This window comes from Bradyrhizobium sp. (assembly GCF_035309285.1).
Taxonomy (GTDB): domain Bacteria; phylum Pseudomonadota; class Alphaproteobacteria; order Rhizobiales; family Xanthobacteraceae; genus Bradyrhizobium.
Genome location: NZ_DATGFH010000069.1, coordinates 59,173 through 72,416, shown reverse-complemented (window position 1 = coordinate 72,416; position 13,244 = coordinate 59,173). Strand labels below are relative to the sequence as shown.

General features: G+C 62.5%; 12 protein-coding genes. 5 read left to right on the top strand and 7 right to left on the bottom strand.

Annotation, left to right across the window (positions count from 1 at the left end):
• Positions 1 to 122: 122 nt before the first annotated feature.
• From VKR55_RS13450 to VKR55_RS13435, 4 genes are all read right to left on the bottom strand, one after another.
• Positions 123 to 1,040, bottom strand: a complete 918-nt coding sequence (locus tag VKR55_RS13450) for an NADP-dependent oxidoreductase (RefSeq protein ID WP_324403967.1) — start codon at positions 1,038 to 1,040, stop codon at positions 123 to 125.
• A gap of 649 nt (positions 1,041 to 1,689) precedes the next feature.
• Positions 1,690 to 2,097, bottom strand: a complete 408-nt coding sequence (locus VKR55_RS13445; RefSeq protein WP_324403965.1) for an ACT domain-containing protein — start codon at positions 2,095 to 2,097, stop codon at positions 1,690 to 1,692.
• A gap of 22 nt (positions 2,098 to 2,119) precedes the next feature.
• Entirely contained in the window at positions 2,120 to 2,452 is a 333-nt protein-coding gene (locus tag VKR55_RS13440; RefSeq protein ID WP_324403977.1) for a GcrA family cell cycle regulator, read from the bottom strand.
• A gap of 87 nt (positions 2,453 to 2,539) precedes the next feature.
• Complete coding sequence (locus tag VKR55_RS13435) at positions 2,540 to 2,884, bottom strand: hypothetical protein (protein WP_324403963.1); 345 nt, start codon at positions 2,882 to 2,884, stop codon at positions 2,540 to 2,542.
• A gap of 1,308 nt (positions 2,885 to 4,192) precedes the next feature.
• On the opposite strand from VKR55_RS13435, the gene VKR55_RS13430 reads away from it, so the two are divergent.
• The gene (locus tag VKR55_RS13430) at positions 4,193 to 6,148 is read left to right on the top strand and encodes a PBP1A family penicillin-binding protein (RefSeq protein ID WP_324403961.1); all 1,956 of its coding nucleotides are present in this window, start codon (positions 4,193 to 4,195) and stop codon (positions 6,146 to 6,148) included.
• 40 nt (positions 6,149 to 6,188) lie between these two features.
• On the opposite strand, the gene VKR55_RS13425 is transcribed toward VKR55_RS13430, so the two are convergent.
• On the bottom strand, positions 6,189 to 7,088 hold the full coding sequence (locus VKR55_RS13425) for an SMP-30/gluconolactonase/LRE family protein (RefSeq protein WP_324403975.1): 900 nt from the start codon (positions 7,086 to 7,088) through the stop codon (positions 6,189 to 6,191).
• A 367-nt stretch (positions 7,089 to 7,455) separates the two neighbouring features.
• Between VKR55_RS13425 and VKR55_RS13420 the strand changes: the two genes are divergently transcribed.
• Positions 7,456 to 8,256 (top strand): COG4705 family protein, encoded by an 801-nt coding sequence (locus tag VKR55_RS13420; protein ID WP_324403960.1) that lies wholly within the window; start codon positions 7,456 to 7,458, stop codon positions 8,254 to 8,256.
• Positions 8,257 to 9,056: 800 nt separating this feature from the next.
• On the opposite strand, the gene VKR55_RS13415 is transcribed toward VKR55_RS13420, so the two are convergent.
• Positions 9,057 to 10,106 carry an ARPP-1 family domain-containing protein gene (locus tag VKR55_RS13415; RefSeq protein ID WP_324403958.1) on the bottom strand — a complete coding sequence of 350 codons (1,050 nt, stop codon included), beginning with the start codon at positions 10,104 to 10,106 and terminating at the stop codon, positions 9,057 to 9,059.
• Positions 10,107 to 10,273: 167 nt separating this feature from the next.
• Here VKR55_RS13415 and VKR55_RS13410 point away from each other — a divergent pair, with 167 nt between their 5' ends.
• Both VKR55_RS13410 and VKR55_RS13405 read left to right on the top strand, forming a co-directional pair.
• On the top strand, positions 10,274 to 11,365 hold the full coding sequence (locus tag VKR55_RS13410) for an RNA polymerase sigma factor (protein WP_324403956.1): 1,092 nt from the start codon (positions 10,274 to 10,276) through the stop codon (positions 11,363 to 11,365).
• Positions 11,366 to 11,433: 68 nt separating this feature from the next.
• A complete protein-coding gene (locus VKR55_RS13405) occupies positions 11,434 to 12,375 on the top strand; it encodes a hypothetical protein (protein WP_324403954.1) in 942 nt (313 codons plus the stop codon).
• Between the two features lie 14 nt (positions 12,376 to 12,389).
• On the opposite strand, the gene VKR55_RS13400 is transcribed toward VKR55_RS13405, so the two are convergent.
• Positions 12,390 to 12,698 (bottom strand): hypothetical protein, encoded by a 309-nt coding sequence (locus VKR55_RS13400; protein WP_324403952.1) that lies wholly within the window; start codon positions 12,696 to 12,698, stop codon positions 12,390 to 12,392.
• A gap of 157 nt (positions 12,699 to 12,855) precedes the next feature.
• Here VKR55_RS13400 and VKR55_RS13395 point away from each other — a divergent pair, with 157 nt between their 5' ends.
• Positions 12,856 to 13,131, top strand: coding sequence for a hypothetical protein (locus VKR55_RS13395; protein WP_324403950.1), 276 nt, complete (start codon positions 12,856 to 12,858; stop codon positions 13,129 to 13,131).
• Positions 13,132 to 13,244: the final 113 nt, after the last annotated feature.

Sequence of the window (13,244 nt, the reverse complement as noted above, 5' to 3'; positions counted from 1 at the left end):
GGACTGTTTGTTGATGGGAGGCCCTTCCCGGCATTGCCGATGGCCGTGGCCATAACGGCGTTGCTGTTGACACCCCACCAACACCGCCCCGTCTACGTCGCGCATTGATGGGCGCGTGTCGCTCACGGACGGACGCGGATGATCGTCTGCCCGCTGATCCGCTCGGCCGGATTGAAGGCCGCGACGGCATCGTCGAGGGTCGCGACGTTGCCGACGTTCGTCCGCAGTCGTCCGTCCCGCACCCGCTGGACGATCTCACTCAGTTGGGCACGATCGGACTCGACGACGAAGTCGACCGCGAGGCCGTCGGCGGGCCGTGCCTCCGCCGGCCCAACGACGGTCACCAGTGTTCCTCCGGCTCGAATCAGGCCTGCGGACCGCTTCTGGATGTCACTGCCGATGACATCGAACACCAGATCGACTTCGCCGACGTCTTCCAGGGCGTCGTTGTCGAGGTCGACGAACTCCTTCGCGCCGAAGTCGAGCACCGTCTGACGGTCGGCGGCGCGTCCGGTGCCGATGACGTAGGCGCCGGCCTCTCCTGCGAGTTGCGTCACCATCGACCCGACTGCGCCGGCCGCGCCGTGCACGAGGACGCTCTGCCCCGCCTGAAGGCGGCCGTGCTCGAACAGTCCCTGCCACGCAGTCAGGCCCGAGATCGGCAGGCTAGCGCCCACCGTGAAGTCGACGTCGCCCGGCAGCGGCGCGAGGTTACGTGCCTCGATCGCTACATACTCGGCCAGCGTGCCGTCGCGATACCAGTCCGCGAGGCCGAACACCCGCTGTCCCACCGACAGCCCCGTCGTGCCATATCCGAGAGCGGTGACCAATCCGGCCAGCTCGTGCCCAGGGATCGACGGTGTTCGGTCATGATCGAGGCGATCGGTCCAGGTCGATGGCCACGCCAGCTCAGTCGGCACGAATCCCGACGCATGAACGTGAACGACGACGTCGTTTATCGCTGCCTGCGGCTCGGGCCGCTCCACCAGCTTCATCCCAACCATTCCCGCAGCCTGGTCCGTTACAACGATCGCCTTCATGGGAATTATCTCCTCGGTCATCTGTCTCTTTGGTGGAAACGTTGGCTGCCCTCCCTATCCAACTCGATCGTGCCAAAAGGGCTCCGTTGGCTGCCCAGATTTATTCAGCGATCCGAGAGGAGCATCGAGACGGCGAACAGGAATTTAGATCGCGAAGGCCGCTAGGCGTCATGTCCGCTGTTGTGCAGGCTTTTGGACGCCGGCAATGACAGGACACTCAGCACTCTCAGCGGGCCGGCGTCCAAAAAGCGCCAAGGCACGAAGTTGCGGGACGTTGGGCACCGGCTGAGCAGCGAGCCCTATGGGGATTTGAACGAGGTGCGCAGCTGGGATAGGGAAAGCTTGGATGACTGACGGCCTGAAGGCTACGCGTCGGCATAGCAATCGTGGACCGTTCATCATATCCTTTTACTGTGTGAGGAGGGAAATTCCCAATGCAGCCTATCGTGAGGGTCTCTATCCTTCGATGCCCGCCGGATAGGTTTGGCGAAATGCGGCAAATGATGATCGAGGACGAGAAGGTGCTTCAGCCCGGCATCGAGACGATGCGCGGGTTGCTTGCATTTTACACCCGGATTGCTTCGCAATCCGACCTCTCCCCGCTAGGGAAAGGTGAACCGAGTTCGCCGCGGACCGATTCAACCAAAATTCATCCTGCTTTAGTCGTGGACAGCTCTTGCAGAAGAGCCAGTGCTTCGTCGGCCCTGCCAGCGGGCACAAACAAGTGATCGTGGTAAAAAGCTGAAACCGCATTCACGCTGATTCCAGCTTCAGCCAGCCGAGCAGTAATCACCGCCAGAAAGCCAACCGCGTCCAGCGAGGAATGAACCGTCAAGCTGATCAGACGCGATTCAAACTGGCAGGAGAGGCCCAGGCTTTCGGCTTCTTCCCGCAGAACGACAAGTGTCGTTCCTTCGCGCTCACGGAATGTCAGGAGCGGGCGGATTGTGGCCTGGATTTCCCTCCCTTCCGAAATCGTGCAAAACACGAAAATGCCGTGTTGCAATTCGGGCTTTATATCGCTGAGGAGTGTCTTAAGGTCGCGTTCGCCCGCCATCGTAACTGTTGTGAGCTGGATCTTATTTGCCTGTATTCCTAACGGCCTCAGCCAGCATGTCGTAAAGTTTTTTCTTGCTGATGTCCTGCGGCTGCCGCACGACCGGCTTCCGCGAAGACACAACCTTTGCCACAGGACGGGTACAGGCCGCCAACGACGTCGTTCTTCGCTTCGGCATCGATACAATCACGGGCTTTGCTGTCGGAGGCTTGTGGCCGCGCTTCAAGCCCAAGCGCGTTAGCTTTGCGCCGACGGCGTTACGGCTGCACCCGAGACGGCCCGCGATCTGTGAAGCGCTTTGTCCCGAGGCCCAAAGCTTCTTCAACACCGCCAAGTCGTCCGCAGCCCAACTCATGACGGAGGTGATAATATCTCGATTGTCGCCTGCGCGCCAGCATGCAGTGGTCGATGAGGCCGATGTCCCATTTTGGTGCGCCATCGATCATGCGTCGGCCGTCTTTGCGAACACACGCCGTATGAGATCGGGATCGCGATAACAGCTGCGTGGCTTCAACAGATGTTGGACTTCGAGGGTCAGCTTGTGAACAGCGGGACCTTCTGCCGCGAGTCGGCTCAGCGCGATGCCGAATTTGAGCGTCGTCTCGAAATCCGCCGGTCGTTGCCCCCGCGTCTCGGGAAACGCGAAGTCGAGCATGGCCACCGACCACGGCGTCTCGATCAGCGTCTGTATCTCGTTGGCCGATCGCTCGCAGCAGACCAAGCGCGGGTGCGCCGCGTCCGGAGGCGTCAATGACGAGGTCAGCGCTAATGATCTCGCTCTCGCCATTGTCGTTCTCGTAGCGCACGCCGGTTACGGCCCTACCATCTGTCGACTGCGAGACCTCCTGTTCACGGCATCGCTGACGCAGCTCGATATTTGCGCGGCTTTCCACCCGATGGCGCACGGCGCTCGATTGTCGGCCGCGACGCCGCGTGACCGCACCAGCCGAGATCGAGAACCATCAATGTCGGCTCGCGAGTGTAAAAACGACGCGGCCCTTGGCGACGCGCGTTGCGCGAAAAGCCGGAATTCGCGAGGCGGTTCAGGGGCATCAAGTCCGTCCGGACGCGCTCTCGGAATTATTTCTATAAATCAGAAAGATTTTTCTTTACGAAAACCAGAAGATGTGCATACTGTACCGCCATCCCGACTCGGCAAGAGGGGCGGACGCGTCGTCACGGACGTTGAGGCGGGGAGCGATGGACGCTTTGGGCTGCGCTTGACGAGCGCGACTGAGGCGGACGGCGAAATCGTGTGGTCCTGACACCCCGACGCTGGTGTCAAGCTTGCGCGCCCCAATGGGTGCGCGAGTGACGGTGGCTAAAAAGCACGGCACACCGGGGAGAGCACGTATAAGCCGTAAACCAATCGCGCAGGGAAGGCCGGGTCGCTCCGGTTGGACCTGTGGTCGCTTTCTGCGCATTTCCACGGGTGCAACCAGCATCCGGTCTTCCCTGCGCCCTCTCTTTCTGGAGGGACGATGCTTCAAACAGAACTCGGGCAATTCATGCCGCGAGAACGAGAGCGCATGAGTGGCACCGTCATTGCGAGGAGCGAAGCGGACGACGTGTCCGCCGTGGCTCGAAGAGCGAAGGCGGAAGCAATACACACTGTCTCCGAGGAGGCACTATGGATTGCTTCGCTTCCGCCTACGCGCTTCGCTGCTTCGGCGGACTCGAACCCTGCGAAGCTCGCACAGCGAGCGTAGAAGGGTCGCTCGCAATGACGACGCGAACCGTAGGTGGGTTAGATTAGTGACGACATCCTCCGCAGTTTCCACGGGCGCAAGCGGAAGCGTAACCCACCATGCTCTGATCCGGGCCGATAACGGGTTTGGCTCCGGAAGGGTTCCCGCATCGATCAGACAAATTGATGAACGCCCACAGGCCGGACCCAGAAACGTCCGGCCCTGCAAATCGTTGACGTGCGCGTGGCGTCCGGAACTGAACCAGGCCTCTATCCCTGGTTCGTGAGCCGGCCGGACCGATGCGGTTTGCTTTCTGGTGTTCCATGACGAACTCACCTCCGGACCAAGGGACCGTCTCGGACCCTGCTTGGCGATCTTGGCTTCGCTATGGGCTCGCAACCGTCCTGGTGGTCGTCATCGTCGGTCTCGCCGGGTCAGTGGCCTGGTTCCTGGCGACCATTCGCTTTCCCACGTTGGACGAGATTACTTCGCCTCGCGTCATCGTGCTGACGTCAGCAGACGGACATGCGCTGCGTCACGCCGGAGAACTGAGACTGGCGCCGGTTGCGGCGAAGGACATGCCGCCAGGCCTTGTCGATGCAGTCTTGAGCATCGAAGACCGGCGCTTCTACCAGCGCGGCGCTGTCGATTTTCTCTCGATGCTCCGGGCGCTCAGGCAAAACCTGGATGCCGGCAAGATTGTCGCCGGCGGCAGCACGATCACCCAGCAATTGGTGAAGACGAACTTTCTTGGTCGGCAACGCACCTACCAGCGGAAAATCCGGGAAGCGGCGATCGCGATCTGGCTCGAGCGTCATCTGACGAAGGACCAGATTTTGACCAGCTATCTCAACAGCGTCTACCTGGGATCGGGAGCCACGGGATTTCCGGCCGCCGCGAAGCTCTATTTCAACAAGAGCGTTGCCGATTTGAGCCTGCCCGAAGCCGCCATGCTTGCCGGAATGATCAACGCGCCGGAGCAGAACGATCCGCTTCATGATCTCGATGCAGCACGCAAGCGCGCCGCAATTGTTCTGGACGCGATGGTGGCGAACGGAAAGCTGACGGAAGATCAGGCACTGGTCGCGAAGTTGCACCCGGCTTCGCCCAACCCTGCCAACATCACGCCGGCCTCGAATGGCTGGTTCGGCGATTGGGTCTATGAGAAGGCGTTGTCGGCGACACCAGCCCGGGCCGGCACTATTCAGATCAGGACGACCCTCGATCCGCAGCTTCAGCAGAAGGCCGTCGAGATCGTGAAGAGCACGTTGGCCCATTACGGCGCCGAGAAGCACGCAAGCGAGGCCGCGCTCGTCGCGATGCGGCCGGATGGCGCGGTGCTCGCGATGGTGGGTGGGCGGAATTATGCCAACAGCAGTTATAACCGTGCCGTGCAGGCCAAGCGGCAACCCGGCTCTGCGTTCAAGCTGTTCGATTACTACGCGGCGCTCCGCCAGGGCTATACACCTGAGAACGCAATTCTCGATGCGCCGGTCGACATTCATGGCTGGCAGCCGGGCAACTATGGTCACCGGCACCATGGTGTGGTCACGCTTGCCGAAGCGTTCGCCGAATCGCTGAATGACGCGACCGTTCGGCTATCGCAGCAGGTCGGCATCGATCAGGTGATCGCCGCGGCGCGCGATCTCGGCTTGCGTGCGCGGCTTGGCAACAACCCGAGCCTTGCGCTCGGCACCTCCGAGGTGACGCTGCTCGATTTGACGTCTGCCTATGCCGCGGTTCGCGCCGGCAAGGCGCCCGTGACGCCTTGGGGCATCTCCGGCATCAAGATGCAAGACCAGCAGAATTACATAAGTGCAGGCGGTGGCGGATCGCAACACAGCCTGGGGCAATATCAAACCGAGCTGATCAACCTCATGCAGGGTGTCGTCGACCACGGGACTGGTCGTGCCGCGAAGCTGCAGGGCTTTGCCGCAGGCAAGACCGGAACGGCCCAGGATTACAGGGATGCCTGGTTCATCGGCTTCAACGACTCGCTCATTGTCGGCGTCTGGGTCGGCAATGACGACCACAGTCCCATGAAACGCGTGACCGGCGGGTCCTTGCCGGCGATGATCTGGAAGGCCTTCATGGAGCAGGCCGGTCCGACTGCGCAGGCCAGCGGACCCGCAACCAGCGTACCGACAACCGTAGGGCTTGCTCCGACAACAAATCCGCGCGAGCCCGCGTCGTCAAACGAGGCTTCGGTATCACCGGGGCAGAACCCCGCTCCTCCGCCGCAGGAAGCGCAGAACGCGCAGTGCAATATTCCGGCGTGCGAGGCGTTCTATCACTCGTTCCGCGCTTCGGACTGCACCTACCAACCCTATTGGGGCGGACCGCGGCAATATTGCGCGCGGTGAATGCTTCCTACCACAAAGATCATCTACGGCTTTGTCATCCTTAAACCGCGGCGCGCGTGTTCAGGTAGATCGAATAGAGGGAGGTCTGCCCGCAGATATAGAGGCGGTTGCGGCGCGGCCCGCCGAAACAGACATTGGCGACGATCTCTCCGATCGGGATGGTGCCGAGATGGGTCCCGTCCGGGGCATAACAAAACACGCTGCGGCCTGCCGACGTCCATACGTTGCCAAGGCTGTCGCAGCGAAACCCGTCATAAAGTCCCTCTGGACAGGTTGCAAACAACGAGGCGGCTCCGACCGCTTCTCCGTCCACTCCGTAAGTCCAGATCGTTGCGGGAAGTCCGTCGACATGCGTCGCGCCGGTATCTGCCACGTAGAGCAATTTTTCGTCCGGCGAGAACGCCAACCCATTGGGTTTTACCCGGTCGGACACCAAAAGGGACACTTTGCCCGTGACGCCGTCGATCCGGTAGACGTTGCTGGCGCCGATCTCGGACTTCGATTGTTGCCCTTCATAGTCGCTGTCGATTCCGTAGGTCGGGTCCGAGAACCAGATCGAGCCGTCCGATTTGACCACCACGTCGTTCGGCGAATTCAGCCGATGGCCGTCGAACTGATCGGCAAGAACGGTGATGGAGCCGTCGTGCTCGGTGCGAGTGACGCGCCGCATGAAGTGTTCGCAGCTGACCAGCCGGCCCTCGCGGTCGACCGTATTGCCGTTGGAATTGAAGCTCGGGCTGCGGAAGACGGATACGGACGCATCGGTCTCGTCAAAACGCATCATCCGGTTGTTGGGAATGTCCGACCAGATCAGGTAGCGGCCCGCGGCAAAGTACGCAGGACCCTCGGCCCAGCGGCAACCGCTAAAAAGCCTTTCGAGGTTGGCATGACCAATCACCAGCCGCGAAAATCGCGGATCGTGGGCGACATAGGGGAGCATGTTTTCCTCTCCGACGAGCCGCAGGTTCTGACGTGCCTGCATGCATGTCGTCACTCTGACCCATCTATCGCAATTTGCAAGTCGTCAGGCGCAAGCTCGATACAACGTGCTCCTAAGTGTCGGCTAAGTCGAAGCCATGAAGATGGACGGACTCGATGCTTCCTCCGTCGATCAGTCTTCGCTCACACAAGGATGCGTCGAATCTGCAGAGTGCAGCGTGGCGCGCATGCGAGCTGCAACGTTACAAAAATGTATGGTTTCCGGAAGCTCCCTTCCCGGAGTTTCCGCGTTATCGTGCGGAACGAGAGCCGCGGCCGGAGACCGGTGAACCTCACCGTCACGCCGCGTGAATGTTTTGAGAGGCACAATGCAAAACGACGAGGTTCTCAGCAAGGTCCCCGAGGTGACGCTTGGCTTCTGGTTGATCAAGATCCTGGCCACGACACTCGGCGAAACCGGCGGCGATGCGGTGACGATGAGCTGGCTGCACGCGGACGCACATCCTCACAACGGCGGATATCTGGTCGGCACCGGCATATTTCTGGGCGTATTCGTTGCGGCCGTGATCGCCCAAATCGTGACAAGGAAATTCAACCCCTGGGTCTACTGGCTCGCCATCGTGGCCTCCACGACGGTGGGCACCGCCATGGCCGATTTTTTTGATCGCTCATTGGGCATCGGCTACACAGGCGGCTCCTCGATCTTGTTGGCGTGCGTGTTGTGCTCGCTCGCGATCTGGTACTTCACGCTCGGCTCGATCAACGTTCAGACGGTCGCAACGCCGAAGGTGGAAATCTTTTACTGGGTGACGATCACGTTCTCGCAGACCCTCGGCACGGCGCTCGGAGACTGGATGGCAGACAGCACCGGATTGGGATATCAGGGCGGCGCTCTCGTATTCTGCGTTGGACTCGTGGTGCTCGCGGCCTTGTACTATTTGACGCCGATCTCGCGCGTGTTCCTGTTCTGGGCCGCCTTCATATTGACGCGACCACTCGGCGCGACAGTCGGGGATTTCCTGGACAAGCCGACTGCTGCCGGCGGGCTGGACTTCAGCCGCTCTTTGGCGTCGGGGGTGATCTTCGTTGTCATCGTCCTGCTTATTTTCGTGTTGCCCCAAAGGCCAGGACGTCACCCCGGATCCAGGGTGGCCGCGCAGATGCGGTGACTCTCAAGTGCATCGCCGCATTCCGTCCGAGCATTTACGCCAAACCGCTCCGAACTTGCGGCCGACAATCGCTTTCACCAAAGCTTCGGCGAGAACCGGGGCGAGCTGTCTGGTCTCTCTCACGCGCGCGCCTGCCGCCGGGGTATAGGTTTTTGATCGCGGAGGCGGCCTGCCTCAACCAAGACCTGCTATGAAAAGACGTTGGACAAAAGCGCGAACCTGTCCGTCTATGCTGATAGAGGACCCAGGCTGAGGAGCACGGCATGACCATAGACGTCTATCAACGATCGAGTGTCCGGATGAGCATTCTGTCCACGTTGACCGCAATCGCTGGGCTTGTCACGGCCGCGCCGACCCTTGCCCAATACGCGCCCCCGCAGGTCATGGTGGTGCCAACTCCGGTTCCCTCTGCTCCCAATCTGCCCCCTCAGTTGACGATCCCGAGACTTGACACACCCGTCATTCGCTCTGCTCCGACGCCGGTCGCGGCGCCGACTGCCGCTGCTCCGGCCGCTGCTGCGGCCGCTCCGGCGCGTTGAGCCGAAAGGCTTCGCAGGTTGATTTCGTCGTCCGTGAGAGGGCAATGGCATCCGAACCAACATTTCCCGCGCAGCGGCGGAATGCTGCCGCCGAAGGCAGCCAGAGCCAGGGTCGCGCTCGGCAAGCTCGTGATGACCAGGAGCGATATCCTGCTTAAGCTCAACGTGTCCTGGACGAGCCAATCAAAACCCTGAGGGGCGAAGCGACCGGCTCGTGATTGCATCTCAATCGCGAAAGCGCGATCGCCCGCCATTCGCTCACTATTTCGCGATGTAGCTGCGATGAATCCATGCGCTGGCAGGGGCATCGGCCGGCCGCGTTTCGAGCGACATCACTCCAGGACTTTCCCGGACGCCTACCAGGGTCTGCTCCCTTGTTCGTGTCTCGACGGCCTTCGACTTCTCGGCATCGGCGACAAATCCGTTCACGGCATCGACGGGAGGCGGCGTCGCTTTTGAGGCGTCGCGCTCGCTGATCGCCTCGGTCACGCTCGCGCGAAGCAGCTTGGGCCACATCTTTCTGAACAGACCGTTCGACGGATAGACGTCGCCGCCGTCGACCTTGCCGTTCACTGCAAACACATAGCCGACAACGTCGTCGCCCTGCTCGCCTTTCGCCTGCAGCGCCGCGACATATTTCTCCTGTTCACCTGCGAGACGGTGGTTTTCGAGCGCGAGCTCCAGGCTGCTCTGGGATTGCGGCGCGGCGACAGGGGCGCCGAGATTGCCCGACAGCTTGCCCTTGATCTTTTCGACGCTCTCCCAGATCTGCTGCTGGCGCGCGCCGAGCGGGGCAGCCGTGCCGTCGGGTTTCGGCACGAGTGCGTCGGCCATCTCCAGCTTCGCGGCTCGGGAGGGCAGATCGGCGTTTGCGCTCGAAAACGTCCGCGCATCCTCGCTGCCGCGGGCCGACCAGCGCCCGCTCTCGACGCAAAAGGCATCGATCGGTATCGCTCCGGAATGGGGCGGCAACAGCAGGCTGACGCTGAGCACGCGGTCCTGCTTTCCGCCCTTCACGATGTCGCCGGATTGGATGAACACGGCCTCGCCGCCGGTGTTTTCGATCCGCAGCTCGTTGACCTCACCGGTTTCGCTGACCACGATCGCCTTCTTGTCCAACGCCTCCTGCAGGGTGAGCGGCACGGGCCCGCCGCGCGACTTGCCGTGCACGAAATAGATTGCGAGATTTTCGTAAACCGCCGGATCGGAGAGGTGAAAACCGCCGGAATCATTGGCTTCCGCATAAGCACCGCTTCCCAGCCGCACACACAAAGAGATCACAGCCAGGGCATTCTTCCATTTGCTCGCCATCGAGCGCTCCTTAATTGCAAGGCCAACACGTTACGGCGTGCCCGCTTGGCCGCCTCGAAGCCTTAGACGGCCGGCCCGGAGATTTTTGCCGCGATCGGAATTGACAGAAGCTTTGAAATCCGCTGCCGTCTGCCGATCACTGCGGGCAAAAGGGGCGAGGGGGATCCGTGACCGCGCGGACCGATCCAGAACGGGAGATGCTCGAGGCCGCGCTTCGGGGAGATGCCGGCGCGGCAGAGAGCCTGACGCGGGCCATCGCCGATCTGGTCTGGACCGCTTGCCTGCGCGCCACCCGCGGCGGCGCCGAGACGGAAGCAACCTTTTGCGATGTCATGACGGCGCTTCGCGCCAATGATTTCGTGCGGCTGAAGGGATTTGATGGACGAGCGCGGCTGCACGTCTACGTCGCGCTTGTGGCGCGCGACTTGCTGTCGGAGCGCGTAGTCAAGAATCTCGCCCTTGATGGGGACAATGGCTGGCGCTGCTTTGAGGCCTTCTTTGCCGACGACATCCGGCGCATGATCCTGCGCAATCTGCCGGGCACGGACCACGCGCAGGACCGCGAAGATGCCTACCAAGCCGTCTGCGAAGCGTTGCTGAAGAACGATATGCAAAGGCTGCGCGCCTATTCGGGCCGGGGCAGCCCGTCGGGCTTCATTCTCCAGGTGATCGAGAACCTGGTGATCGATTTTGTCCGCACGATCGTGCCGCGGCGGCGTCTGCCGGCGCCCGTTCAGCGGCTCTCCGCGCTCGATCAATCAATCTTCCGCCTGCTCTATTGGGAGCGGCTCGCCCCCGATCACCGCGTCCTGCTGCCCCACCTTCCGCGCGCCGAACCACCGACGACGGCCGCGGATGTCGGTGAGGCGATCATTCGCGTTCGGGCGGCGCTTCCTCCCGGCTATTCGGCAGACGCATACGGCATTGAGAAAATGGTGGATATTTCGGCCGCCGATGAGAACCTGCTCGCCGGCGGCTCGGAAGCGGTGCCAACCCCCGAAGATCGCCTGCTTGAAGGGCAGGAGGCCACGCTGGTCGAGCAGGCCGTAACCGTGTTGCGCGAGGCGATGCCTCGGCTAAGCGCCACCGAGCGCCTATATCTGCAATACGCGCTTCACGGCCATCCCGCGCGGGAGATAGCCCGGATCACGGGGCTGCCAGTCGAGACCGTCCATAAGCTCGCTCAAAGAGTGAAAAATACGCTGCGCGGAGAAATTGGTGAAACGGACGCGGTCAAGAAATGGAGGCTGTCCGTCTAATGAAGGGCAAGGAGTATTCGGCGGTGGAAGAGCGCGATGTTCGCGGCTTGATCGAGGCGTTGTGCGACGTGCCGCTCGACGGCGAGGGCGGCGCGTCAGCCGAGTTGCAGGGGTTGCGCCGCGACGTCGCCGCAGCACTCTTTGAGCGCGTTCGCGCCGGCGGCGCCGACCGGGAAACCCTCGCGGAGGGTGGTGATTTGACGGCGGCCCTTGCCGGGGTCTTGTCAGGCGTGGACGCGAATGAAGCGGGCCGGGTGGTTGCCGAGCTGGCGCTCCGCTCGACAGCGGTCCGCCTCGATGCGGAGGCCGCGCTCGCTTTTGTCGATGCCGTCGGACAATCGCAGCAGCGTGCGCCTGCCCATCTGGTCAGGGACGTGCTCTCGGCCAGCGACGTGACAGCCTCCCGCGCTCGCCCAACCGCCCAGGGCCTTTTGCCGCGGATCGCAGGCAGCTTCTGGCAGGCGCGACGCTGGCGGGTTGTCGCGGCCTGTGTTGTGGCCCTGTTCGCGGCGGCAGGCTCCTTGTCGCTCTATTGGAAAGACGCAGATCGGATCGAAAGTCCGCCCGCATCGGTCGCAAAAACGGACGACGCCGCGGATCGATTGGGCGTCGCCAATGCGCGGGCGACGGCGCCCGACCCGGTGGCGACCCAAGGATGCGAAATGTCTAGTCAAGCCGCCGATGCCGTCAAGGAAGCAAGCAACTTGCGGCCCGGCGCCGAGAAAGAGAGCGGCGGATCCGCCGGGAATTGCGGCACGCCGTCGGTCGATACCGCCCTCAGCGAAGCGCGTGCAAGGGCCGAAATGGAGCGGCAGAAAGCCGAGGTCGAGGCACGGCAAGCCGCAGCCAGGGCGGACGCAGCAAAAATGCGCCCCGCGCGGACGGGCCGCCGACCGGCGCAAGCCGATCAATCGGACTGGACGTTGGATGCCACGAGGCCATCCGCCAAAGCGCTCTCCGCGTCCCCGGCAATACCCGCCGCACCACCGCCCGCGGCCCTACCGCGCTGACGTTCCGGGAAGTGTCACATCATCGAACGATTATTTGAGGCAAAAAATTCCGGCTGGTCCGTCATAATCATGACCGGGCCGCGATGTCCGGAAGGCCAGGTCGCATTCAACCGATTGGGACGCATCACAATGAGACTCACGTCATTCGCGCTTTCTGCCGCTATTCTTACCGTCACCACATCCTTCGCGCTCGCCCAGACCGCCCAGCAGCACAACGGGCCCGGCGGGCCACGGGAGCGCGTCGAGAATTTCGTCCACCGCCAGGGATTTACCTTGCCGCCTCCGCCGCCTTCGCCGCCTTCGTCGTCGCCGTCGACCTCCACGACAACGGTCCACACGCCGGCGGCCGCGCCTCGCTGAGGCGCTGTGCTCTTCCTCAAGGCGGATCGTCGGGCGAGGGCGGGCGCTGCGAACGACCGGGTCGGTCGCAGCGCCCGTCTGCTTCGTCATCTGCCCAGAACTCTCATGCGAGAAATTGCCATGATCATCGCATTGGCCGCTGCATTGGCCGCGGTCGTCGCCACGGCGACGACGCCATCGGCGGCGCTCGTCTCCGGCGCGAATAGCGTGATCGAAACAGAGGTGGCGCAATTCACGTCCGAGCCGCGCCGCCCGGCCGTGTGCACCGAGCAATATGCACCCGTGTACGGGCGCATCGGGAATGCGCGGAGGACGTTCTCCAACGCGTGTTTTGCGCGTGCAGCCGGCGCCGAGGTCATCGCCCCAGGTCCGTGCTCGGGCGTGCCGTTGCGTTGAGCCGCGTTGGCCGGTTTGGCGCGACCGTCCATCGAAGCATACGTTGCGCGCAAAGTGCGCCGACTTGGACGCCGCGCAACAAGGCCATTTCGCCGCCGCCACCGGATAGGGTA

Bases quoted from the DNA above. Each gene is read 5' to 3' on its own strand.
- VKR55_RS13395 (WP_324403950.1), top strand. From the start codon at position 12,856: ATGATCATCGCATTGGCCGCTGCATTGGCCGCGGTCGTCGCCACGGCG.
- VKR55_RS13450 (WP_324403967.1), bottom strand. From the start codon at position 1,040: ATGAAGGCGATCGTTGTAACGGACCAGGCTGCGGGAATGGTTGGGATG.
- VKR55_RS13440 (WP_324403977.1), bottom strand. From the start codon at position 2,452: ATGAGTTGGGCTGCGGACGACTTGGCGGTGTTGAAGAAGCTTTGGGCC.
- VKR55_RS13415 (WP_324403958.1), bottom strand. From the start codon at position 10,106: ATGGCGAGCAAATGGAAGAATGCCCTGGCTGTGATCTCTTTGTGTGTG.
- VKR55_RS13420 (WP_324403960.1), top strand. From the start codon at position 7,456: ATGCAAAACGACGAGGTTCTCAGCAAGGTCCCCGAGGTGACGCTTGGC.
- VKR55_RS13425 (WP_324403975.1), bottom strand. From the start codon at position 7,088: ATGCTCCCCTATGTCGCCCACGATCCGCGATTTTCGCGGCTGGTGATT.
- VKR55_RS13435 (WP_324403963.1), bottom strand. From the start codon at position 2,884: ATGGCGAGAGCGAGATCATTAGCGCTGACCTCGTCATTGACGCCTCCG.
- VKR55_RS13445 (WP_324403965.1), bottom strand. From the start codon at position 2,097: ATGGCGGGCGAACGCGACCTTAAGACACTCCTCAGCGATATAAAGCCC.